This is a genomic window from Paenibacillus aestuarii, assembly GCF_027789125.1.
Classification (GTDB): Bacteria; Bacillota; Bacilli; order Paenibacillales; family NBRC-103111; genus Paenibacillus_E; species Paenibacillus_E aestuarii.
Genome location: NZ_JAQFVF010000019.1, coordinates 82,569 through 104,245, shown reverse-complemented (window position 1 = coordinate 104,245; position 21,677 = coordinate 82,569). Strand labels below are relative to the sequence as shown.

General features: G+C 51.4%; 21 protein-coding genes. 16 read left to right on the top strand and 5 right to left on the bottom strand.

The features are described 5' to 3' along the window. Window position 1 precedes the first annotated feature (1 nt). Together pheA and O9139_RS05455 are read left to right on the top strand one after the other, a co-directional pair. Window positions 2-886: a prephenate dehydratase gene (pheA, locus tag O9139_RS05460; RefSeq protein WP_270878437.1), complete on the top strand. Its 885-nt coding sequence runs from the start codon at window positions 2-4 to the stop codon at window positions 884-886. Between the two features lie 189 nt (window positions 887-1,075). Beyond that, window positions 1,076-2,692 (top strand): LysM peptidoglycan-binding domain-containing protein, encoded by a 1,617-nt coding sequence (locus tag O9139_RS05455; protein WP_270878436.1) that lies wholly within the window; start codon window positions 1,076-1,078, stop codon window positions 2,690-2,692. A gap of 402 nt (window positions 2,693-3,094) precedes the next feature. Here O9139_RS05455 and sigW read toward each other — a convergent pair whose 3' ends face one another. After that, the gene (gene sigW / locus O9139_RS05450) at window positions 3,095-3,706 is read right to left on the bottom strand and encodes an RNA polymerase sigma factor SigW (RefSeq protein ID WP_270878435.1); all 612 of its coding nucleotides are present in this window, start codon (window positions 3,704-3,706) and stop codon (window positions 3,095-3,097) included. Between the two features lie 122 nt (window positions 3,707-3,828). Then, window positions 3,829-4,050 carry a hypothetical protein gene (locus tag O9139_RS05445; protein ID WP_270878434.1) on the bottom strand — a complete coding sequence of 74 codons (222 nt, stop codon included), beginning with the start codon at window positions 4,048-4,050 and terminating at the stop codon, window positions 3,829-3,831. A 117-nt stretch (window positions 4,051-4,167) separates the two neighbouring features. On the opposite strand from O9139_RS05445, the gene O9139_RS05440 reads away from it, so the two are divergent. From O9139_RS05440 to yajC, 8 genes are all read left to right on the top strand, one after another. Next, a complete protein-coding gene (locus O9139_RS05440) occupies window positions 4,168-4,848 on the top strand; it encodes a BofC C-terminal domain-containing protein (RefSeq protein ID WP_270878433.1) in 681 nt (226 codons plus the stop codon). Between the two features lie 415 nt (window positions 4,849-5,263). Continuing rightward, window positions 5,264-5,767, top strand: a complete 504-nt coding sequence (ruvC, locus tag O9139_RS05435; RefSeq protein WP_270878432.1) for a crossover junction endodeoxyribonuclease RuvC — start codon at window positions 5,264-5,266, stop codon at window positions 5,765-5,767. After that, complete coding sequence (gene ruvA / locus O9139_RS05430) at window positions 5,764-6,393, top strand: Holliday junction branch migration protein RuvA (RefSeq protein WP_270878431.1); 630 nt, start codon at window positions 5,764-5,766, stop codon at window positions 6,391-6,393. Before ruvC ends, ruvA begins: the two co-directional genes overlap by 4 nt. Window positions 6,394-6,411: 18 nt before the next feature. After that, on the top strand, window positions 6,412-7,419 hold the full coding sequence (gene ruvB, locus O9139_RS05425) for a Holliday junction branch migration DNA helicase RuvB (RefSeq protein WP_270878430.1): 1,008 nt from the start codon (window positions 6,412-6,414) through the stop codon (window positions 7,417-7,419). A gap of 142 nt (window positions 7,420-7,561) precedes the next feature. Next, window positions 7,562-9,781 carry a SpoIID/LytB domain-containing protein gene (locus O9139_RS05420; RefSeq protein WP_270878429.1) on the top strand — a complete coding sequence of 740 codons (2,220 nt, stop codon included), beginning with the start codon at window positions 7,562-7,564 and terminating at the stop codon, window positions 9,779-9,781. A gap of 9 nt (window positions 9,782-9,790) precedes the next feature. Next, complete coding sequence (gene queA / locus O9139_RS05415; protein WP_270878428.1) at window positions 9,791-10,867, top strand: tRNA preQ1(34) S-adenosylmethionine ribosyltransferase-isomerase QueA; 1,077 nt, start codon at window positions 9,791-9,793, stop codon at window positions 10,865-10,867. Between the two features lie 17 nt (window positions 10,868-10,884). After that, a complete protein-coding gene (tgt, locus tag O9139_RS05410; RefSeq protein WP_270878427.1) occupies window positions 10,885-12,024 on the top strand; it encodes a tRNA guanosine(34) transglycosylase Tgt in 1,140 nt (379 codons plus the stop codon). A 15-nt stretch (window positions 12,025-12,039) separates the two neighbouring features. After that, entirely contained in the window at window positions 12,040-12,357 is a 318-nt protein-coding gene (yajC, locus tag O9139_RS05405; protein WP_270878426.1) for a preprotein translocase subunit YajC, read from the top strand. Window positions 12,358-12,416: 59 nt separating this feature from the next. Here yajC and O9139_RS05400 read toward each other — a convergent pair whose 3' ends face one another. Continuing rightward, window positions 12,417-13,253 carry a phosphatase PAP2 family protein gene (locus O9139_RS05400; RefSeq protein ID WP_270878425.1) on the bottom strand — a complete coding sequence of 279 codons (837 nt, stop codon included), beginning with the start codon at window positions 13,251-13,253 and terminating at the stop codon, window positions 12,417-12,419. A 94-nt stretch (window positions 13,254-13,347) separates the two neighbouring features. Continuing rightward, a complete protein-coding gene (locus O9139_RS05395) occupies window positions 13,348-13,737 on the bottom strand; it encodes a TIGR04086 family membrane protein (RefSeq protein WP_270878424.1) in 390 nt (129 codons plus the stop codon). A 97-nt stretch (window positions 13,738-13,834) separates the two neighbouring features. Here O9139_RS05395 and O9139_RS05390 point away from each other — a divergent pair, with 97 nt between their 5' ends. Together O9139_RS05390 and O9139_RS05385 are read left to right on the top strand one after the other, a co-directional pair. Then, the gene (locus tag O9139_RS05390) at window positions 13,835-15,187 is read left to right on the top strand and encodes an ArsB/NhaD family transporter (protein WP_270878423.1); all 1,353 of its coding nucleotides are present in this window, start codon (window positions 13,835-13,837) and stop codon (window positions 15,185-15,187) included. Window positions 15,188-15,320: 133 nt separating this feature from the next. After that, the gene (locus tag O9139_RS05385) at window positions 15,321-16,001 is read left to right on the top strand and encodes a DUF421 domain-containing protein (RefSeq protein ID WP_270878422.1); all 681 of its coding nucleotides are present in this window, start codon (window positions 15,321-15,323) and stop codon (window positions 15,999-16,001) included. A 3-nt stretch (window positions 16,002-16,004) separates the two neighbouring features. Here O9139_RS05385 and spoVB read toward each other — a convergent pair whose 3' ends face one another. After that, window positions 16,005-17,570: a stage V sporulation protein B gene (spoVB, locus tag O9139_RS05380; RefSeq protein WP_270878421.1), complete on the bottom strand. Its 1,566-nt coding sequence runs from the start codon at window positions 17,568-17,570 to the stop codon at window positions 16,005-16,007. A 172-nt stretch (window positions 17,571-17,742) separates the two neighbouring features. Between spoVB and O9139_RS33170 the strand changes: the two genes are divergently transcribed. From O9139_RS33170 to O9139_RS05360, 4 genes are all read left to right on the top strand, one after another. After that, window positions 17,743-18,360, top strand: a complete 618-nt coding sequence (locus tag O9139_RS33170) for a post-transcriptional regulator (protein WP_333742451.1) — start codon at window positions 17,743-17,745, stop codon at window positions 18,358-18,360. A 113-nt stretch (window positions 18,361-18,473) separates the two neighbouring features. Then, window positions 18,474-19,706, top strand: a complete 1,233-nt coding sequence (gene secD, locus O9139_RS05370) for a protein translocase subunit SecD (RefSeq protein ID WP_270878477.1) — start codon at window positions 18,474-18,476, stop codon at window positions 19,704-19,706. Continuing rightward, on the top strand, window positions 19,696-20,619 hold the full coding sequence (secF, locus tag O9139_RS05365) for a protein translocase subunit SecF (protein ID WP_270878420.1): 924 nt from the start codon (window positions 19,696-19,698) through the stop codon (window positions 20,617-20,619). The genes secD and secF overlap by 11 nt, the downstream gene beginning before the upstream one ends. 68 nt (window positions 20,620-20,687) lie before the next feature. After that, the gene (locus O9139_RS05360) at window positions 20,688-21,641 is read left to right on the top strand and encodes a cation diffusion facilitator family transporter (protein WP_270878419.1); all 954 of its coding nucleotides are present in this window, start codon (window positions 20,688-20,690) and stop codon (window positions 21,639-21,641) included. Window positions 21,642-21,677: the final 36 nt, after the last annotated feature.

Sequence of the window (21,677 nt, the reverse complement as noted above, 5' to 3'; positions counted from 1 at the left end):
CGTGAAGAAAATCGCCATCTTAGGCCCAAGTACGTTTTCTGAAGAATCGACCCGGCATTTTTTGGGAAATGAACGTTTTGAATATGTGCCTTATAAATTAATTTCCGATGTTTTTAACGCCACGGCGGCGGGTGAAACTGAGCTCGGTGTCATCCCGATTGAGAATACGCTGGAAGGCTCTGTCCACCTGCATGTGGATTGGCTCGTGCATGAAGTCGATCTGCCGATTCGCGCGGAGTGGGTATTCCCGATCGATATGAACTTGATCGGTTTCGCTGCGCCGGAGGGGCTGGTCGAAGAAGGCAATCCGTTCGCACATATCCGCAAAGTGATGTCGCATCACGTGGTGCCGGCGCAGTGCAGCCGCTTCATGAAGCAGTATTTGTCCGGTGCCGAGTTCGAGCCGGTCAGCAGTACGGCGGAAGGTGTGCGGCTGGCCGCTACCCTCCAAGACCCGACGGTTGCCGCTATTGGGCCGTTAATTGCTTCGGTCAATTACGGAGTGCCGGTACTGCAAAGAGAGATCCAAAATCATAAGGATAATATGACCCGCTTTCTCCTTGTCGGCCAGGAAGCTCCTGAACTTGAGGCTTCGGAGCAGATCAAGACGACGATTCTCGTCACGCTGCCTGAAGACTTTCCTGGTGCCCTGCATCAGGTGCTTTCGGCTTTTGCCTGGCGGAGAATCAATCTGTCGAAGATTGAATCCAGACCGACGAAGAAAAAATTAGGGACCTATTATTTTTATATCGATCTCGTAGGGTCGTTGGATTCTGTGCTGCTGCCTGCAGCCATCCAGGAAATTGAGGCCATCGGCTGCCAAGTGCGAATATTAGGATGCTATCCCAGCTATTCGTTTGAAATGGGCGAATTCCCAATCAAATAAAGCTTTTTGATCCCTGGCGTGAAAGCGTCAGGGATTTTTTTGTCCGCAAGGAGGTCAAAAGCCTAGTTGCCTGCATAAACTGTAATGTCATTGTGAATGGGCTGCCGGATAGGGTGCCAGAACCACTGCAACATGTACTTACATGGCATGTCTTTTTCAGGAAAACTCTTTACAAGGAGGTTTTAGATTTTGAAGATCCATATTGTCAAAAAAGGCGACTCCCTGTACGAGCTGGCAAAAAAATACCATGTCGAGCTGGATCAGATCATCGCTTTGAATCCTCAAATTTCAGATCCGAACGTGCTGTCGATCGGCGAAAAAGTGAAAATTCCATCCAGACCCAAACCCGTCGAACCCCCTGCGACCGACTATGTGTATAAACATGTAGTCCAACAGGGAGACAGCCTCTGGAAGCTGGGCAAAGCTTGGGATGTGCCGCTGCAGGCTATGATTCAAGCCAACCCGCAGCTGAAAAATCCGAACGTGCTGATGACCGGCGAAGTCGTGTATGTGCCGAAGGCGCATGGCGAACAGACGCCGCAAACGCCGCTGCCAGGTCATAACTACAAGACAAATGCGGCACCGATCGCGCCGATGCTGCCAATTGAGCAGCCGTCAGCACCTGCGGCACCCACAATGCCTGAAATGCCGGTCGGGACGGCTCCGGCTCCGACTCCGGCTCCGCTTCCGCAGCCAACCATGCCGCTTGTGCAGGAGATAACGCCATCACCGATTGGCAGCATGCCGCCAGTGCAGGAAATGCCAAGCTGGAACATGCCGATTGAAACACAACCGCAAGCTCCCGTACAAGAAGCGGGCGATTTGAATCAGCCGTACATGCAGCAGCCGGCTGTTCACCCGTTCCATCAGTTCCACATCAAGGCAACTGAAGTCATTTTGCAGCCCGCGGAAGAGGAAGACAATGCTGCGCATCCGGTTTTCTCGCAGTTCCCGCAGGCGCCGTGGGAGCATGAGCAGCCTATGCAGGCTCAATTCCCTGTAAGCGATGGCGGCTGTGGCTGTGGCGGTACGCCGATGCCGGCAGCGGAACTGCCATGGCAGACGTTCCCGCATGGGATGCCGTCGATGCCGGGTTTTTATCCGCAACAATCCCCGGCGCAATTGGCCCCATTATTCGACATGCCGCAGGATCCTTGCTATCCGGTTGGGCCGGAATTATATGCGACACATCCGCAAGGAGCAATGCCGTTCCAGGGGATGATGCCGCAGCATGGCATGATGCCGCAGCATGGTATGATGCCACAAGGCGATTTGATGCCGCAGCATGGCATGATGCCACAAGGCGATTTGATGCCGCAGCATGGTATGATGCCACAAGGTGATGTAATGCCATTTCAGGGAATGATGCCACAAGGTGATGTGATGCCGTTCCAAGGAATGATGCCACAGGCTGATATGATGCCGTTCCAGGGGATGATGCCACAGGGTGATATGATGCCGTTCCAGGGAATGATGCCGCAAGGCGATATGATGGCGCCCCATAATATGATGCCATATGGTATGATGCCGCAGCATGACTTGATGACGCCTTATTCGATGCCATTTGCAGCCCCTTACGAATCTCCGATTCTTCCGCAAGTTCAGACACATGAGCTGAAAGAAATGACGGATACGGAATCAGTCGTCGACATCGATATTCGTTCCAAGAAGAAATCGGCAAAGAACGGCGCAACTCGGAAAGCTAAACCTTCCAATGCGGATATCGTTAGCAATTATTTGCGTAAACAGCAGTCTCAAGTTGAAGAGCCTGCGCCAAGACCTAATCTGCCTTGGATCAATGTATAATAACAGCCCTCATACGGCGCAAAAGTGCCATAGAACTCTCATCCGGCAGGATGGGGGTTTTTTGTTTGTACAAAAACTTTCATGACCATCGATTCGGGTCACAGGCTATGATGAACATTCCATCGCATTCGGCAACTAAGTCGGCAAAATCGGAGTGGCACGCGTATGGGCAAGCCTTGATCTGCTGCAAGAGGGCTTAACCGCTCTACAGTATGTTGCGCCAAGTGGCGGTGTGGGCTGGATTCCGAATGAGCCCAACTAAATTGGGCGGTACCGGTGCTGAGCGGTAGTAGTCATGATTTTCCAAGCTGCCACTTGCATCACTGAAGACCTAATTTCATAAAAAAAGCAGCACCTCCCCATGTTGATGGGAAAGTACTGCTTCATTATGGATCACTTCGCTTAGGCCAACATGCCGATGGTAAAAAACACCATTAAACCGACAACGAAATTCATGCCCCATTTCTTGCGCAGGAGCTCACGTCCGCGGTGGAGACGCGTTTTGACCGTAGTAATCGGTAAATTCAGCTTATCGCTAATTTCTTGGAGGGACAGTTCCTCAAGATAATATAGCGTAATGACGCTTTTATATTTATCCGCCAATTTGTTGATGGACGTATGCATATGCTCCTGGATCTCGGTTTGAAGAACAGCATGCTCCGGTGACTGATCTTGGCTGGCTAGTTTGCTGTAGTAGCTGTAGTCATCATCCTGATCGGACAACTCGGCATCCAAAGACTGCACCGGCCGTTTCTTACGGAGCAGATCGATCGCTACATTCTTGCCGATGCGGTAGATCCAGGTGGAGAAGTTTTGGCTCTCATCGTAATGATTCAGGTTTAAGTAGACGCGGATGAAGGTCTCTTGCACGATATCCTCTGAATCCGGCCGATTGTGGAGCATCCGATAAGCAAGCCTTTGAATTTTGCTCCGATAAAGTTCTACTAATTCCACGAAAGCGTTACGGTCACCCCGGCGTGATAACTGTATCAATTGCAGTTCTGCTACGTTCATGCTGTTTCCCCTCCTTAGAGTGCCATATCCTTATAACTATCTATATCGTGCTGCTTGAATAGTATGAAAAAATTCGTCTACTTCGACTATATCATTTCTGTGGCCACAGTCAAATGTTTCAGCTAAGGTGAACCCAAATTCGCACTGTCTCCGCCAGGATTAATGGCGATTTGGTTGGAATTGGCTGATGGGCCGCTCTTCATGTGGACCGCTGTCGTCGGTTGCACCGCAGGGAGCCCTGTTTCCGTTCGCTGCACTTCGTTCCAGAGGGCGACAACCCCCCACAAAACAATCGCGCCGATGATGAGGAGAGTTGTAGGCCGGATTCGTTTGTTTCCCTTCATGCTTACATCACCGTCCGTCTTGATTAGCTTTGCGCCATTACCCTTATGGTAAATGATGTATAGCGCACAACGCAAATGGTAACAATACGGAAAAAACAAGAATAGAAGGGGATTTCCGTGAATGTACAGAGCTTTTTGAGACATTTGAAGCGAAAGCTGCGGTGGAGACGGGGGTGGGTTACATTTGGCGCGTGGCTGGCTATTTGCACAACGGGTTGGCTGCTGCATACAGCTGGCTATCTGCCCGAGGCTGCGAGATTCGGCAAGCCTGTTAAAGAAACCTTTGCTAATCAGACGCCAACGGATCAGAACCGGTTCAATGAAGCGATAGCCACATTAAAAGGTATTACCGACAGCAGAGAAACCTATCTGCTTAAATCATATTTATGCGGCGAAGAAAGGCAGGGATTGGGCCTTAAGACACCGAGCCAGCTCTTGAGCGAGCAAACAAAGCATCCGGAGTGGACGCTAAGCGTGGGAGCAGGCGGCGAGGTTACGTTCACTGATGAGATCGAAGATTTATCGCCGGAATGCAAACTGAAGGCTGTCTTCGGCATTGATGACAACGGTAATCTGTCGCTGTTTAACGGGACGCTAGGCAAGGATCATGTGATCCGCACCTTTTTCCAGTTGAACATCAAATATTTGGAGAGCAGCCTGCCGGTTGAAACCGTGAAGCAGCTGCAGCATGGCATACGGATCTCTGACGTAGACGAATATTACAGTGTGCTGTCTACCTTTAGCGAGTATGCGATTCAAGATTCCGAGCGCAATGACGACGCCGTAATCATGAAGTAAAATAATACGAGGCTGTCCCGCAGATTTTGGCGGGATGGCCTTTTTTTTTTATTGGGCTGGCGAGGGGGCGGGAAGTGTTAGCGTGGGCGAATAGCTGGTAGTTGCCAACAGCTCTAGAGCTTGAAAATCCGCTTTAGAGGCTCGGTCCAAGGGGTGCTGAGGTCGTCCTAGTGCGAAAAACCCGCGTTAGATTCGCGAGCTAGCTCGCAGCCCGCATTAGCCATGCCACCGCAAAGCGCCAAGCAAACCGCACAGCTTACCTCTGCCGCTGCATGCACAGCGCGACATGCACAGTTGTGACTGGAATTATTTTCAAATTCGACTCATCGTACCAATCGAGTCTATCTTTTTTTTGCTGATCTGCTATAATGAAATGACTACATATGTTCGCTTTTTTGGATGGGAGAGATATCGTGTGCGAATTCTGGGTATCGATCCAGGTATTGCTATTGTTGGTTTCGGATTCATCGATAAAATAGGCAGCAAGCTCACGCCAGTGCAGTATGGCTCGATCCAGACTGAAGCCCATACAGACCCATCTGTGCGTCTTAAAGATGTCTACGATGCTACGACACAATTAATAGAGAAGTATAAGCCAGATGCGTTGGCGATAGAGAAATTGTTTTTTAACCGCAATGTCACAACGGCGTTTACGGTTGCACAAGCACGCGGCGTCATCATCCTGGCTGGCGTTCAAGCCGGGCTGCCGGTGGCCGAATATACACCGCTTCAAGTGAAGCAGGCCGTTGTCGGCTATGGGAAAGCGGAGAAGCAGCAAGTACAGGAGATGGTCAAAATTTTTCTCAAGCTGGCCAAAGTGCCGAAGCCTGACGATGTCGCCGATGCGCTGGCGGTTGCCATTTGTCATGCCCATTCTTCTACGATGCAAACGAAAATAAATGAGGTTGTGAAAAAATGATCGATTTTCTAAGAGGCAAAGTGGTTCATTGCGAGAGCGAGTATGCGGTGCTGGATGTGCACGGTGTAGGCTACCGGGTGTTTTGCCCGAATCCCTATGCGCTTGCTCATAAAACGAGCGAGGAGATCACCATGTTCATCCACTATCACGTCAGGGAAGATGCGCATTTATTATTCGGTTTTATGACGCGTGATGAGCAGTCGTTGTTCAGGCTGTTATTGGATGTATCCGGTATCGGTCCGAAGGTGGCGCTGGGCGTGCTTGCAGGCGGGGGAAGGCCGGAGAATGTCGTGGCTGCGATCAGCCAGGAAAATTTGGCGTTTTTGACCAAGCTGCCGGGAATCGGCAAGAAGACAGCGCAGCGCATTATTTTGGATCTGCGAGACAAGCTGGGCTCTGTCAGCTTAACGAGTCCGGAAGCGGCTGTAGCGTTAAGTGTAGTCGGCGCCACGCAAGTTAGCGAGCACGGCAACGCTTGGACGGAAGCGAAGGAAGCGCTGATGGCGCTCGGCTATACGGAGGCGGAAGCAGACAAAGCTTGGCTGCAGGTGAAGCCGAAGGCCCAGCCGTACGATTCTGTCGATGTGTTGATGAAGCTCGCGTTGCAAGCTTTGTATACGATGTAATGTTTAGGAGGCACCCCAATGGAAAATGACCGAATTATTTCGGCGAATTTAATGATGGAGGATTCAGTGATCGAGTACAGCCTGCGTCCCCGTTATTTGGCCGAATATATCGGCCAGCAGCAGGCCAAGGAAAATCTGAAAGTCTACATCGAAGCAGCCAAGATGCGCAAAGAAGCGCTCGATCACGTGCTGCTGTACGGGCCTCCAGGTCTTGGCAAGACGACCTTGTCCAACATCATCGCCAATGAGCTTGGCGTTAATATAAGAACGACCTCCGGCCCCGCGATTGAACGGCCGGGGGATTTGGCCGCCATCCTGACGAATCTGCAGGAAGGCGACGTGCTCTTCATCGACGAGATCCATCGTCTCCACCGTACCGTGGAAGAGGTGTTATATCCTGCGATGGAAGACTATGCCCTTGACATTATCATCGGCAAGGGCCCAAGCGCGCGCTCGGTGCGTCTGGACCTGCCGGCGTTCACGCTGGTCGGCGCGACGACGCGTGTCGGCCTGCTGTCGGCGCCGCTGCGCGACCGTTTCGGGGTCGTCAGCCGGCTGGAGTTCTATACGGTGGATGAGCTCACCTATATCGTCAGCCGGACTGCCGACATCCTGCAGGTCGGCATCGTCGGCGAAGCCGCCCGCGAGATCGGCATGCGCTCGCGCGGGACACCGCGTATCGCCAACCGCTTGTTGAAGCGGGTGCGCGATTTTGCTCAGGTGAAAGGCGACGGCATCATCACCGTGGATATTGCCAAGATTGCGCTGAAGCTCATCCAGGTCGATGATCTTGGTCTTGATGAGATCGACCACAAGATGCTGCGTGCGATCATTCAGAGCTTCCAGGGCGGTCCTGTCGGCCTGGAGACGATTGCGGCGACGATCGGCGAGGAAGGTCAGACGATCGAAGACGTCTATGAGCCGTATTTGCTGCAGATCGGATTTTTGCAGCGGACCCCGCGCGGCCGGATGGTAACGCCCTTAGCTTATCAGCATCTCGGCCTGCCGATGCCGGAACCCAAATAACCCAGGAAATCTCTTGCCTCTGCTGGAACGAAGGCGGGCAAGAGATTTTTTTTGTTTTTTTATTAGCTAGTAAACAAAACTTCTTGCCTTTCATAGAGTCTATACTACTAGAAACGTAACGAAAGAGGGGAATTTTTGTCGAATGAAACGGACTAAACGGACCGCACCGCAGACCATACTTATGCTTACTACGGCCGCTCTAACGCTGGGCGCGCTTACGCTACAGCCCCATGCTTATGCGGATGCAGCTATACATACGGATCAAATTCGCGTCGCTCTTTTTATAGATTCAAATAAGTATAAACTGGTAGAACCGGTTGTCACTCTGTCCTCTGCCAGTGGACTCGACATCGGCGTGCGTACTGCCGGAACGGATGAAGCCCACATCTGGACAACGGTCAGCGCATCGGCGCGCGTTTCTTTGGACCAGTTCAGCGTGATGATGCTGGAAACACCTGATTTTGCTGCCGCGCGCGCGTTATATGGGAAGCTGGCCACGATGGCGGGCGACAGCTATATCCTGAGCAGGCCGAAACAGGGGAATACGGTGTACCAAGTATTTTACGGCAGTTATCCGACGAAAGAAGCAGCGGAGAGCGCCAAAGCTCAAGCGTTGAAAGATACGACTGTGGCAGCGCAGACAATGGCGGCTGCGCCGGTTCTAACCGGTCCGCTTCACTGGACAACGGGCGCATTCGGTTCGGAAGCGGCTGCGGCTGCGCAAGCCGGCGTTTATCAGCAAGCTGGGCTGAGCGCGGATGTGGCTTTGCAAGAGGACGCCAACGGCAGGCTGACCTACACGGTGTGGGTCGGCAGTGAAGCGACCGCTGACCAGCTGAATGCGGTCAAACAAGCGGCGCTGAAGGCGGCTGCCGGGGTCTCGCTAGTGGAAGCGAATACGCAGCTTCCTTATTTGTTGAAGAGGTCGGACGTGACCTTGTCCACGAATGGCACAGACGCGATGCCACATTTTGCTGGCGGCGCTGCCAATCAGAAAACGTGGATTCACCCGAAGGCGGCCGGCATCTCCGTCAAGGAACGCGCGGATCGCAGTTATCGCGGGGATATGGAGATGAGCGCTTACCATGACAAGCTGGCTCTGATCAATGAGCTCCCGCTTGAACAGTATTTGTACAGCGTACTGGGCTCGGAGCTCAGCTCCGGGTGGCCGGCGGAAGCGCTCAAAGCCCAGGCGGTGGCAGCGCGCACCTTTGCGCTCAAGCAGGGTAATAAATATGAGATCGCGCAAGTATCCGATACGACGCTGGATCAGGCTTATTATGGCATGCAGCGCGAGTTCGCCAACGGGATTCAAGCCGTTGATACGACGAAAGGCGAAGTGCTGACCTACAATAACGCGCTGATTGAGCCTGTTTTCGGATCGAATGCAGGCGGCATGACTGCCGATCCTTCCGAGGTATGGGGCAACCCGGTCGCTTATTTGCGAAGTGTATCAAGCCCTGATCAGGGTGCAGAGAAAGGCAAAGCCGTCTGGAATCGCGTCATGCTTGCAGATGGCCGGACCGGTTATGTGTCGGCGGTTTATTTGAAGGATACCGGCGCTAAAAACAAAGATGGCGCAGCTTACTTTGAAGCGACAGAAGCGAATGTGAATGTCCGGCTCGCTCCTTACGTCGATAATAGTGCCAACCCGGCGATTGACCAGTTAGCAGCCAAGGAGCGTGTGGTCGTGCTCGGCCAGGAGACGGAGTCCAATGCGTATTCCTGGATACGCGGACCTTACAATGCGGCTGACATTAAAAGCAAGCTCACAGCGGCTGGCGTGACGGTGAACGGCGACTTGAAATCGTTGGAAATTTCCAAACGAGGCCCGTCGGGAAGGGTCACGGAACTGAAAGCGAACGGCGTCGTCGTGAAAGTGCCTTATCCGGATGCTCTCAGGTCTGCCCTGGGCGGGCTGCCAAGCACGCGGTTTGAAATTGAAGTGGCAGGAAGTTATACTGGTACTGGTAATTCTGTCGGCAATACTTCGGCACCATCGTCTGCATCGGACGGCCTTGCTATTGCCGGAGCGGGACAAACAACGGGCAGCGGCCAGTCTGCGGAGACCATCTATGTGTTATCCGGCGGGCAAAGCCAGCCTGCTACATTGAAGCCAAGCGATCTCACCGCGCTAGGCGCTTCTGGAACGGCTCAGCCTCAGGCGACGACAACACCGGGAACAAGCATGCCGGAATCGACAGGCCCCGTACAAGGCGGATCGTTTATTTTCCGGGGAACCGGTAATGGACACGGCTTGGGCATGTCTCAGTGGGGAGCTAAAGGGTACGCAGAATTAGGCTATACCTATCAAAAGATACTTCAGACTTATTATGCTGGAGTCAACATAACTAAGGAATGAATAGACAAGATGGATGTACATGCATTTGATTTTGATTTGCCAGAGTTGTTAATAGCCCAGACGCCGCTGCTCGAGCGGACGGCGTCCAGGCTGCTCACCCTCAACAAACAGACGGGGGCGATTGAGCACCGCATGTTTGAGCATTTGGCTGAATATTTGGAAGCCGGGGATTTGCTCGTGATGAACGATACGCGAGTCATTCCAGCCCGGCTTTTTGGCTTGAAGAAGGATACCGGCGCCAAGGTTGAGATTTTGCTGCTCAAACCGTTAGGCGATGACCGTTGGGAAGCGCTGGTGAAACCCGGCAAACGGATGAAACAGGGAGCTGTCGTCGTGTTCGGCACGGATGCCGGATCGGATGCGGAGCCTCTCCTCTCTGCCGAAGTGCTGGAGGAAGGCGAGATGGGCGCGAGGGTGCTGCAATTCCGCTACAGCGGTATCTTCAATGAAATTTTGGATAAGCTGGGAACAATGCCGCTGCCGCCTTATATTAAGGAGCAGCTCCCAGAGAAAGAGCGCTATCAGACTGTCTATGCGAAGCACGAAGGCTCTGCGGCTGCACCGACGGCTGGGCTGCATTTTACGGAAGCATATCTGGAGCGGCTGCGCGCCAAGGGCGTGCAGATTGCCTTTGTGACGCTGCACGTGGGTCTCGGAACATTCCGTCCTGTGTCTGTTGATAAGGTCGAAGAGCATCAAATGCACGCGGAATACTTTGAATTAACAGCGGAGACGGCGGAGCTGATCAACCGTACGAAAGCGAGCGGGAAGCGGGTCGTTGCCGTAGGCACTACCTCGTGCCGGACGTTGGAGACAGTCGCCGGTTTGAGCAGGGAGTCGTCTGGAGCAAGCGACGGTCCGCTAGTCATCAAGCCTGCATCCGGCTGGACCAGCATTTTCATTTATCCCGGCTACCAGTTTCAGGTTGTCGATGCGCTGCTCACCAATTTCCATCTGCCGAAGTCAACGCTGCTGATGCTGATCAGCGCATTAGCCGGCAAGGAGCATGTGATGGAGGCTTACCGCCAGGCGGTCGAAGAGCAATACCGGTTCTTCAGCTTCGGCGATGCAATGTTTATTTACTAGAATAGGAAGTGAAGATAGTGGCACCAGCAGTAACTTACGAAGCGATCAAAACATGCAAGCAGTCCGGTGCGCGTCTCGGACGCGTGCATACGCCGCACGGCGTGATCGAAACGCCGGCATTCATGCCGGTAGGCACGCAAGCAACAGTGAAAACGATGAGCCCTGAGGAATTAAAAACGATGGACGCTCATATCATTTTGAGCAATACGTATCATCTCTTCCTGCGCCCTGGTCATGAGCTGGTGAAAGCGGCCGGCGGCCTGCATAAGTTCATGAACTGGGATCGTCCAATCCTGACAGACAGCGGCGGTTTCCAAGTGTTCAGCTTAAGCGATATCCGCAAAATTACGGAAGAAGGTGTACAATTCAAATCGCACTTGAATGGGGACAAGCTGTTCTTGTCGCCGGAGAAGGCGATGGAGATTCAGAACGCGCTCGGTTCCGATATTATGATGGCCTTTGACGAGTGCCCGCCGTATCCGGCTGAGTACAGCTATTTGAAAAATTCGCTGGAGCGCACGTCCCGCTGGGCGGAGCGCTGCCTCAACGCTCATGCAAGGCCGCATGATCAAGGTTTGTTCGCTATCGTCCAAGGCGGCATGCACGAAGATTTGCGCCGTTTGAGCGCGGAACAGTTGACTTCCATGGATTTCCCGGGGTATGCTATTGGTGGACTAAGTGTCGGTGAACCTAAGCACTTGATGTACGAAGTGCTGGATTACACGACGCCTCTGCTTCCAGCGAACAAGCCCCGTTACCTAATGGGAGTCGGTTCACCGGATGCCTTGATTGAGGGAGCGATCCGTGGTATTGACATGTTCGACTGTGTGCTGCCAACGCGCATCGCCCGTAACGGAACCTGTATGACGAGCCAAGGCCGTCTGGTGGTTCGCAATGCGAAGTATGCGGAGGATTTCGGGCCGCTTGATCCTAATTGTTCCTGCTATACCTGCCAGAACTACAGCCGGGCGTATATTCGGCACTTAATAAAAGCGGATGAAACTTTTGGCATTAGACTGACGACTTATCATAACCTTCACTTTCTGCTACAGCTCATGCGCGATGTGAGACAAGCCATTATGGATGATCGTCTGCTCGATTTCCGTGATGCCTTCTTCGAATCATATGGGCTGAATGATAATGAAAGAGGATTTTAAGAAAGGAGGGAACCCATGTTTCTATTGGCTGATGCTGCTACAACAAATACTGGCGCAGTAGGTTATTTGTATACATACGGCCCGCTGGTGCTGATGTTTGTCGTTCTTTACTTCTTACTTATCCGTCCACAGCAAAAAAGACAAAAGACTCGTAGCCAGATGCTTGGCGCGTTGAAAAAGGGCGATAAGGTCGTGACGATTGGAGGTCTTCATGGCACGATTATGGAGATCACTGAAGACACTTGCGTGCTTCGCGTCAACGATGCAACGAAAATGACGTTTGACCGATCTGCGATTAACTCTGTTACACAGAGTGCTGCGGCTAAGGAATAGTCCGATAACAACAAAAAGCGAGATCCTTCACTCAGGTTCTCGCTTTTTGTTTGGCTTAGTTAATATTCATTTTTGTTAAATGGCTGCATCAGTGCGTGCTCGCCAAGCACGAGGCGATCTTCGGCGATCCGGAGAGCGACTCTCGCAGCCACCACACCTAGAATGACGCCGGCGCACATATCCGATAACCAGTGGATGCCGAGGTAGAAGATTGTGAAGATAATGAAAGCCGAAGAGCAGGGAACAAAATACTTCCAGAACTTATTACGGCTTTGAACGGCAATGACGGCCATGGAAACCGAGATCGACGTATGCAGGCTCGGGAAGCAGTTATCGAGCCCGGACAACGGTCTGTAATCCTGTTCGAACGTAGGAAAGACATCGAGGATAAGCAGCTTCACGTTCGGGTGGAACGACCAGACTTCGTTAACCGGGAAGAACAGATAGAACGGAATCGCAATCATATAATTAAACATAATCGCATAGCAAATGGCATAGAAGAGCTTATAGTTTTTCTGATACGTATATAGAGCAATCGATGTAATCATGACTGCGGGAAAAACGACCACGTAGAAATAACTGCTGACATAAGTCAAAAGATCTTGGTGGAACCAGTGTTGAATGTTGGCGACAAAATTACCTTCAATACGGTAGATCGCCCCTGTGAAATCGGCGCGGTATTTCATGCCTTTCTCGACCCACATCTCTAGTTTATTAAAGAAGAGTATGGTGATCATCGCAGTGAAATGAAGCAGATATTTACGGGAAGTGAATATCTCTTGAACAAAGCTGCCGGCTATGGTAAAAGGATTGGCGCGTACCGCTAGTATGAGGAAGGCACAGACGGTTATGACAATGTAAACTGTTGCATGTGTCATAGACCCGAAGGGATTCATGATGGTTTCCCCCTAAAAATTGGAAATGGTTTGTGAAGGACTATGACATTATACCATAATTTATGGAGGATGGTGTTAACTTCACGGAAACGTCTTATTTGCGGGTATTCACACCCAGCATGCCGCCAAGCGCGCCAGCTGCGAAGAGAATCCCCAGAAGCTGCAGAGATTGCAGGTTGAAACCGGCATCAAAAGCGAGAAAGCCAACCAGGAAGATCAGGATGAAATACACGAGCCCGACCATGCCGCCATAGTACCAGCCGCGGTTGCCAGCCCGTTTGCCGGATACCCATCCGCCGATAAACAGGGAAACGGCATGAATAATTGTCGTTAACGTATGTAAGGAGCTCTCTTGTGCGTTGGATAGCAGCAAGAACAAGGATGTGACTAGCGTTCCGATCGTTGTCATAATAAATGCATAAACAAGGCCGGACATTAAAGGAGATGTAACGCGAACCTGGCTAACCGTTTTGATGGGGTTCATAGGCATCTTTCCTTTCTTATATTCAATTTTTCCGTTAACATCATTGTATGGGGCCAAACATAGAATTAGTACAAACTGTTGGAAGGGAGATGTGAGGATGTCTGAATTTTCACAAGGGCCTGTCTTATGGCAGGCGATGATGGCGATCGTCATATTCGCCGCCGCTTACGTTTGTCTGTTGATTGAAAAATGGAACCGAACTTATACCGCATTAGGCGGGGCTTTGCTTATGATCGTGCTGGGCAACGTTCCGGTCGGCCAAGCCTTGTCGTCTTATGCCAACTGGCAGACGATCCTGTTCATCGTGAGCTTATTCGCGATTTCCGGGGTTTTTCAGAAAACAGGGCTGATCGCATACGCCGCCAGTTCGGTGATCCAAAAATACCGGTTTCAGCCATTTACGATTTTAATAGGTTTATCTCTGCTGACGGCCGTCGTCTCGGCTTTGCTGGATAGCCTGCTGGCTATTGCCATTATCGTTCCTGCCGTACTCAGTTTATCGAAATCAATGAAGCTGTCCCCGGTTCCGTTTCTGATCTCGCTGATCTTATCGGCTAATATCGGCGGTGCGGCGACAATGCTTGGCCATATGCCGAATCGCATGGTCGGCTTGGCAGCGCCGCTGACGATGGCGCAGTTCCTTCTCGTGCTGACACCGCTCGTCATTGTCATGCTCGTCGTCATTTATGTGATCATGTGGCTGATCTATGGCAAAAAGCTTGTTCCCGCTGAATCTTATAAAAAGGATTTATCGAACCTGCAGCCCTCATCCTATCTGACCAAAGATCGCGTACTGCTTATCGGCAGCAGCATAGCAGCAGCTGTCACCTTGATTTTATTCATCCTGCAGGGCCTGCTCGGCTGGAGTGCCGCTTATATTGCCCTAGGCGGGGCTGTAGTCATGCTTGCGCTGAATTACAAGGAAATCGTAACGCTGGCGCGGAGCAAAGATTATCGCAGCGCGGCGAATCTCCTGCTGGACTCGCAGCTGTTCTTCTTCCTCGGCCTGTTCATCATGGCAGGGGGACTTGCGCACGCAGGCGTGAGCGGATACATAGCGGCCAGAGGGCTTGAGATCGGGCAAGGCAGCATTACGTTCATGTCCATGCTCGTGTTGTGGTTAACAGGCTTCGGCTCGGCCATGTTGGACAATGTCCCGTATGTGGCCGCCATCACGCCTGTGCTGCAGCACATGCAGGGGATGCTGATGCTGGCCAGTTCCGGCTCGGCCCCAGTCTCAGTGACGCCACTATGGTGGTCGCTCTTGATCGGCGCTGCAGTTGGAGGCGGCGCGACGCTTCTAGGCTCGGCTGCGGGCATGCTGGCTGCGGGACTCGCGGCACATCACGAAGCGCGCTTCTCGCAGCGGGATTATATGGTGATCGCCGCACCGATTGCGCTCTTGCTCATCATCGTCGCTACGATTTATGTCAACTTATTTCTGCTGTAATTGCCAACAATTGAATAAGTAAAAACTGCATGATCAAGTACATCAGCGGTCAGAATACCATTGAACTCCGAGAAGTAAGGCTTTCTACCGGAAAGCTAGCATCGTAAGCATACGCTTGGGGAGGCTAGATCCAATGGATATTCTGACCATTTTTTTGCGTACTGTGCTGATTTATTTCGTGGTGTTTCTCATGCTCCGCATCATGGGGAAACGTGAGATAGGGAAGCTATCGCTCTTTGATTTAGTCATCTCGATTATGATTGCGGAAATTGCCGTGTTTGTGCTCGAGGACTCGAGAAAACCGTTAATGGACGGGATCATTCCGATGGCTACGCTTGTCTTGATCCAAGTCGTTCTCGCCTATATTACGCTCAAAAGCAGAACGATTCGCGTGCTGTTCGATGGGGAACCGAGTGTCTTGATTAAAAACGGGGAGATCAACCGGGAGGAGATGAAGAAGCACCGGTACAACCTGGACGATTTGATGCTGCAATTGAGACAGAACCGAGTCATGAATGTGGCGGATGTGGAATTCGCGATTTTGGAGCCTTCGGGCAAGTTGAGTGTGGTGGAAAAAGAAGGGAAAGAGACGGCGGGCCAGCACGATCTTCCGAAAGGGACGATCAGGTACGAAGGGCTGCCGCTGCCTCTCATTATGGACGGAAAGGTTCAAGATGATAATTTAGATAAAATTGGCAAGACCCGTTTCTGGCTAAAAAATCAGCTGCAAGCGAAAGGCCTCAAGGATTTTAAAGAAGTGTTCTACTGTTCAATTGACCACCGGGGCCGATTCTTCATCGACAAGAAGCGCTGACGGCTAGCGAATGATTTTTTTGCCGATGCGGAATACACGTAGCAGGTCGTCCTGATTGATCAGCTTGAACCAGACGATGAATAACAAGTACATGAGGATGCCGATCAAGCAGGCAGTGCTGAAGCGCAGCCACTCGGTCTCTGACCAGGGCATGTACATCGCGGCGTAGATGCAAACTCCAGTAAGGGCCATAGCCGCGATAATTTTGCCGAAGTCACTGCCTTCCATGCGGAATTTCAATAAACGGACGACACTGTTCCAGTGCAGCAGCGTGACGAGAACGATGTTTACATTGATGGCAAAAATCGCGCCGCGTATGCCCAGCTCTGGTCTGCTCGCCAGAAAGTAGATGAGCGTCAGTTTGACCGTTGAACCGATCAAAGTGTTGATCAAGGCGGCCCCAGGCTTGTTCAATGCTTGAAGCGCTGATTGGAGCGGAGCCTGGAAATAAATGAACAGCGCAATTGGGGCCATGATCTTCAGCATGACGCCGACATCAGGCTGATTGTACATATACCGGCAAATCGGTTCGGCGAGGACGAACATCAACACCGCAAATGGCGCGCCGGTAACAAGTGCGAGCCGCAAGGACTGGTGCAGCCGCATATGGATGGTTTTCATATCCTTGCGGGCGAGCGCCTCGCTCAGCGAAGGAACCAAGGATACCGACAAGGACATCGTTAAGGCGCTGGGCAGCAAAATAATGGGAATGACCATGCCCTGCAGCGCTCCGTATTGCGATGTTGCCATGGACACGGAGATGCCGGCTATGGCTAAGCTTTGGGCAATTAGAATCGATTCAAACAAGTAGGAGCCGGCCCCGATCAGCTTGCTCCCGGTTACTGGGACTGAGATGCGCAGAATGCGCCGCAGGTTGGACAATCTGCCACTGGTTTTGTGGATGCCGATTTGTACTTTGTCCATCGTTAACGGCGTTTGTTTATTCAACTTGAAATGTAAGGCAAGTAAGAGCAGCCCTCCAATTTCGCCAGCCAGCACACCGATCATCGCTCCAGCCGCTGCATATTCGATCCCATATGGAAGCATGAGATATGAGCAGACCAGCACCATGACGATGCGGATCAGCGTTTCTACCGTCTGTGAAGTCGCGGTCGGGATCATGTTCTGTCTGCCTTGGAAATAGCCGCGAAACACCGCGGAGAGGCCAATGACAGGAATTAAAGGACTCATGCAAAGAAACGTGTAGTAGACCCGTGAATCCGTCAGCAGATGACTGGTAATCCAGGAGGCGCCGAGCACACAGACAGCTGTAAATATCAAACTGAGCCCGATCGTGAGTGCTAGTGATATCCGCAATATGCTGCGTACGCGGGATTCATTATTCTCGGCTTCGGCTTCAGCGATCAGCTTGGCTATGGCAACGGGGATTCCGCCTGTAACAATCGTCAGGATGACAGAGAGGAAAGGCCATCCCATTTGATACAGCCCGATGCCCTCCGGCCCGATGACGCGCGGAAGCGTAATTCGCGGAATGAAGCCGAGAATGCGGTTGATAATGCCAGCGGCCAACAGAATCATCGTACCCCGGATAAATGACTGCTTGGTCAATGCGATTCCCTCTTCCCATACTTATATACTTTATGGATATGCAGGGATCGTCCAAGCTCATGCTAACATTTTATGGACATGTTAGCGGCAGGCAGGAAAATGATGGAGCGGCAGCGAATAGATGCACGGATGAAAAGTGTTTTCCTCAGGAAAACGCGAAGGAGGGACTCCCATGAATGAAGAAGAAAACGAACGAAGAAATCAGGTTCCTGAAGCTGATGGCAGCGTGCCTGCTGCCGAGGAGTCCATTGCCGAAGACGAGGCTGAGGAAAGCATACGGACCGAAGTAACCCAGGCCGAGCTCCTGGCCGAGGAGGCTGCTGCGCTGGAAACTGTCGTGGAGACAACGCTGGAAAGCTCCGGGGAAAGCTCCACGGAAAGCCTAACAGCCCCCCCCGAGGCCAATGCCCTGGAAGCTGTCATGGAAGCTACCGTGGAGGGCGCTATGGCAACCTATGGCATACAAGAGCACGAAGCGGTCACAGACCATGTCTTCGAGGAGGAGACAATGGTTTTTACCGGGGACGACGCCATGGAGGAGAGCCATGAGCTCACGGAACAAGAGCTCAATGAAATGATTGAGGTCTTATGCTCCAGTAAAGCGGAGGAGTTCGTGATGCTCGGATACAGGCAGGTGACCGGCAAAGACATATGGGAATGCGTCAGTGATAAGTATCAGAAAAAAGGAGTTCCGCCGTTGTATCAAGTTGTCAATGACATTTTATCGCTTAAATCTACGCAGTTTATGAACTGGATGACCCTCAGTGTTTATAAAGGAGCCCAATTCTAAGAATAGGGCTTATTTTTTTATGGCAAATTACAGGATATGACGTAAATTGACTCGATTTTCACGCCTGAGTATAATAGGAATATTGAGTATGGAAGGGAGACAAGCAAGAGATGCTGGATTGGAAAAGAATTTCGTTCTTTTTTCTAACGGTCATCGTTGTGTTGGGCAGTATTGCGGCAACGAGTCCGAAACTGGTGGAACGAATTAAGCTTGGGCTGGACCTAAAAGGTGGATTTGAAATTTTGTATACCGCAGAACCTTTGACAGCCGGACAGCCCCTAACGAAGGAAACGCTTACGCAAGCGGCAGACAGCCTTGCCAAACGTGCGGACAGCCTTGGCGTTGCTGAGCCTGAAGTGAGCACGGAGGGTACGGATCGTATCCGCGTACGTCTTGCTGGCGTTCAGAATGAAGAAGAAGTAAGAAGCCTGATGTCCAAACCAGCTGTACTTACATTTAGAGGTCCAGATGGCACGATCTATTTGAACGGTACGGATTTCGTAGAGAACGCGGCGAAATTAAGCTACGATCCGAATACGAAACAGCCAATCGTTGAGATCAAGCTGAAGGATAGACAGAAATTCAAAGATGTAACGACGAAACTGACAGGCAGCACGCTGTCCATTTATTTGGATGACCAGCTGCAATCGTCTGCTGCAGTGAACTATCCGATCGATAGCGATTCGGCGATCATCAGCCAAACGAATGTCAATGAAGCGACCAAAACGGTCAAATTGATCAACCTCGGCGCAATGCCGCTTAAACTGACGGAGAAATATATCCAACGCGTAGACGCGACGCTGGGTACTGCGTCCTTGCATCAAACCGCGAGAGCGGGGCTGATCGCTTCCATTTTGATCTTCCTGTTCATGGTCATTTATTATCGCGTGCCTGGACTGGTCGCTGCTTTTACACTGATTACATATATTTGGGTACTTCTTGCCGTATTTGATTTCATGAATGCAACGTTGACGCTGCCGGGTATTGCCGCCCTTGTGCTTGGCGCCGGGATGGCCGTCGATGCGAATATTATCACCTACGAGCGGATCCGCGAGGAGATTCGTGCGGGCAAGAGCGTTCTGTCCGCATTGAAGGCAGGATCCAAGCATTCCTTCCGGACGATTATGGATGCCAACGTGACGAACTTAATCGCCGGTATTGTTCTGTACTATGTCGGAAATGGCGCGATTCGCGGATTCGCCGTAATTACGATGATGAGTATCATCATCAGTATCCTGACGAACGTGATCTTATCCAGATGGCTGCTGCATCTGATCATACGGGGCAACTTGCTGAAAAAGCCAAGTTATTTTGGTGTGAAGGAGGCAGACATTCGTGCTCTCTAAGAGACAATATAGTTTTGTTAAGAACCGCAATACCTTTTTTGCGATTTCGATTCTCGTCTGCATCGCGGGTTTGGCTGTGATGTTGTTCGCAGGTATGAACTTCGGGGTCGATTTCAAAGCAGGAACGAACATTGACCTCGTCGTCGGCAAACAGATGGACAAGGCTAAAGTCGATGAAATTATGAACGGGCTGAAGTCCAGCGGAGATTTGAAATCCCGCTTTGCCGAGCCGACAATCGGCGGCACCAACAGCGATCGGGTATCCATCCGTTTTGACGACGTATTGACGGACGATGTGATCAATAAGATTCAAAATGCCTTTGCAACGGCTTATAGCGCAACCGTTTCGAAAGAGGTCAACACCGTTGACCCTCAGCTGGCTAAAGAATTGCTCATGAAGGCGGTTTACGCCGTCGGAATTGCCAGCGTGCTGATCTGTGTTTATGTCAGCATCCGCTTCGAATGGCGCTTCGCGATTGCCGCGATCATTGCGATCTTGCATGACGCTTGGATCGTTATTGCGATCTTCTCCATCTTCCGACTGGAAGTGAATCTGCCGTTCCTGGCAGCGGTATTGACGACAATCGGTTATTCCATTAACGATAAGATCGTTATTTTTGACCGGATCCGCGAAAACTTGCGCTTTAGCAAGCTCAAAACGGACGAGGATCTTGTGGCGTTGGTGAACGACAGTATCTGGCAAACGATGGCGCGGAACGTTAATACAGTTCTCGTCGTCTTGCTGGCCGCGGGATGTCTCTTTATTTTCGGCAGTGAGTCGATCAAGCTGTTCGCCCTGGCGAAACTGGTCGGTTTGACAAGCGGAGCGTACTCTTCGATCTTTATCGCTTGCTCGCTCTGGTATTTACTCAAACGTAAATCTTTAAGTTCTAAAAAGAAAGCTGCAGCGTAATAACCATAATAACCGGCCGCGTGATGCTAACGCGGCCTTTGTATCGGTTCAGGGGGAGTGGGCAATACGTGAATGAAGAGCGTTTCGAAAAGGCCGAGTTCGCTGCCTGGGTAGGCATTATTGGCAATCTCGCTCTTGCGCTTCTCAAGGGCGTTATCGGTTTCATGGCGCAAAGTAAAGCGCTGCTCGCCGACAGTGCGCACTCCGCATCTGACGTGGCTGGCTCCATTGCAGTGCTGATTGGGCTGCGGGCAGCGGCAAAGCCGCCGGATGCCGATCATCCTTACGGCCATGGCAAGGCGGAGTCCATCGCCTCCATCGTCGTTTCGGTGCTTTTGTTAGTGGTTGGTGTGGAAATCGGCATTTCGGCCGTAAAATCCATATGGCGCGGGGTTGAAACAGCTCCCAGAGCTTACGCACTTATTGCAGTTGTTATTTCTTTAATTGTCAAAGAAGCGATGTTTCAATATAAATACAGGTTGGGCAAGCGCCTGAAGTCGCAGGCATTAATTACCAATGCATGGGAACACCGTTCCGATGTATACTCTTCTATTGCGGCTCTTGCCGGCATTTTTGGAGCGATATTAGGCGATTATTTGGGCATTCCACTGCTCTATTATATGGATCCGATCGCAGGGCTGTTTGTATCGGTCCTCGTTTTGAAAATGGGCTATAAGCTGGTCAAAGAGGCCATACATACGACGATGGATCATGTGCTGCATAAGGAAGATGCGGCGGATCTGATCGCGGCCGTGCAGAACATCAAAGGTGTCATTACGGTCGACGACCTGCGTGCCAGAGAACATGGCCATTATGTGATTGTTGATATTAAAATTAGCGTCAACCCGAGAATTTCGGTCTATGAAGGCCATGAAATTGCCAAAAGCGTCAAACAGCAGCTCATGAAACGATTCCAGCATGTCTCGGACGTTTTCGTCCATGTGAACCCCTATGATGGCGGGTATCCCTATAAGAGTAATGCGGATTCGGAGCTGTTGGATGTTCCGAGCATTTTCCACTAAACGGATTGCAGTTACGAAAATAAGGAAGCAGGTTTC

What these genes read in the sequence shown, in the direction of transcription:
- O9139_RS05400 (WP_270878425.1), bottom strand. Translation starts at nt 13,253, where the DNA reads ATGAATCCCTTCGGGTCTATGACACATGCAACAGTTTACATTGTCATA.
- O9139_RS05385 (WP_270878422.1), top strand. Translation starts at nt 15,321, where the DNA reads ATGGATATTCTGACCATTTTTTTGCGTACTGTGCTGATTTATTTCGTG.
- O9139_RS33170 (WP_333742451.1), top strand. Translation starts at nt 17,743, where the DNA reads ATGAATGAAGAAGAAAACGAACGAAGAAATCAGGTTCCTGAAGCTGAT.
- O9139_RS05420 (WP_270878429.1), top strand. Translation starts at nt 7,562, where the DNA reads ATGAAACGGACTAAACGGACCGCACCGCAGACCATACTTATGCTTACT.
- queA (WP_270878428.1), top strand. Translation starts at nt 9,791, where the DNA reads ATGGATGTACATGCATTTGATTTTGATTTGCCAGAGTTGTTAATAGCC.
- ruvB (WP_270878430.1), top strand. Translation starts at nt 6,412, where the DNA reads ATGGAAAATGACCGAATTATTTCGGCGAATTTAATGATGGAGGATTCA.
- O9139_RS05395 (WP_270878424.1), bottom strand. Translation starts at nt 13,737, where the DNA reads ATGAACCCCATCAAAACGGTTAGCCAGGTTCGCGTTACATCTCCTTTA.
- O9139_RS05390 (WP_270878423.1), top strand. Translation starts at nt 13,835, where the DNA reads ATGTCTGAATTTTCACAAGGGCCTGTCTTATGGCAGGCGATGATGGCG.
- O9139_RS05445 (WP_270878434.1), bottom strand. Translation starts at nt 4,050, where the DNA reads ATGAAGGGAAACAAACGAATCCGGCCTACAACTCTCCTCATCATCGGC.
- ruvA (WP_270878431.1), top strand. Translation starts at nt 5,764, where the DNA reads ATGATCGATTTTCTAAGAGGCAAAGTGGTTCATTGCGAGAGCGAGTAT.
- yajC (WP_270878426.1), top strand. Translation starts at nt 12,040, where the DNA reads ATGTTTCTATTGGCTGATGCTGCTACAACAAATACTGGCGCAGTAGGT.
- sigW (WP_270878435.1), bottom strand. Translation starts at nt 3,706, where the DNA reads ATGAACGTAGCAGAACTGCAATTGATACAGTTATCACGCCGGGGTGAC.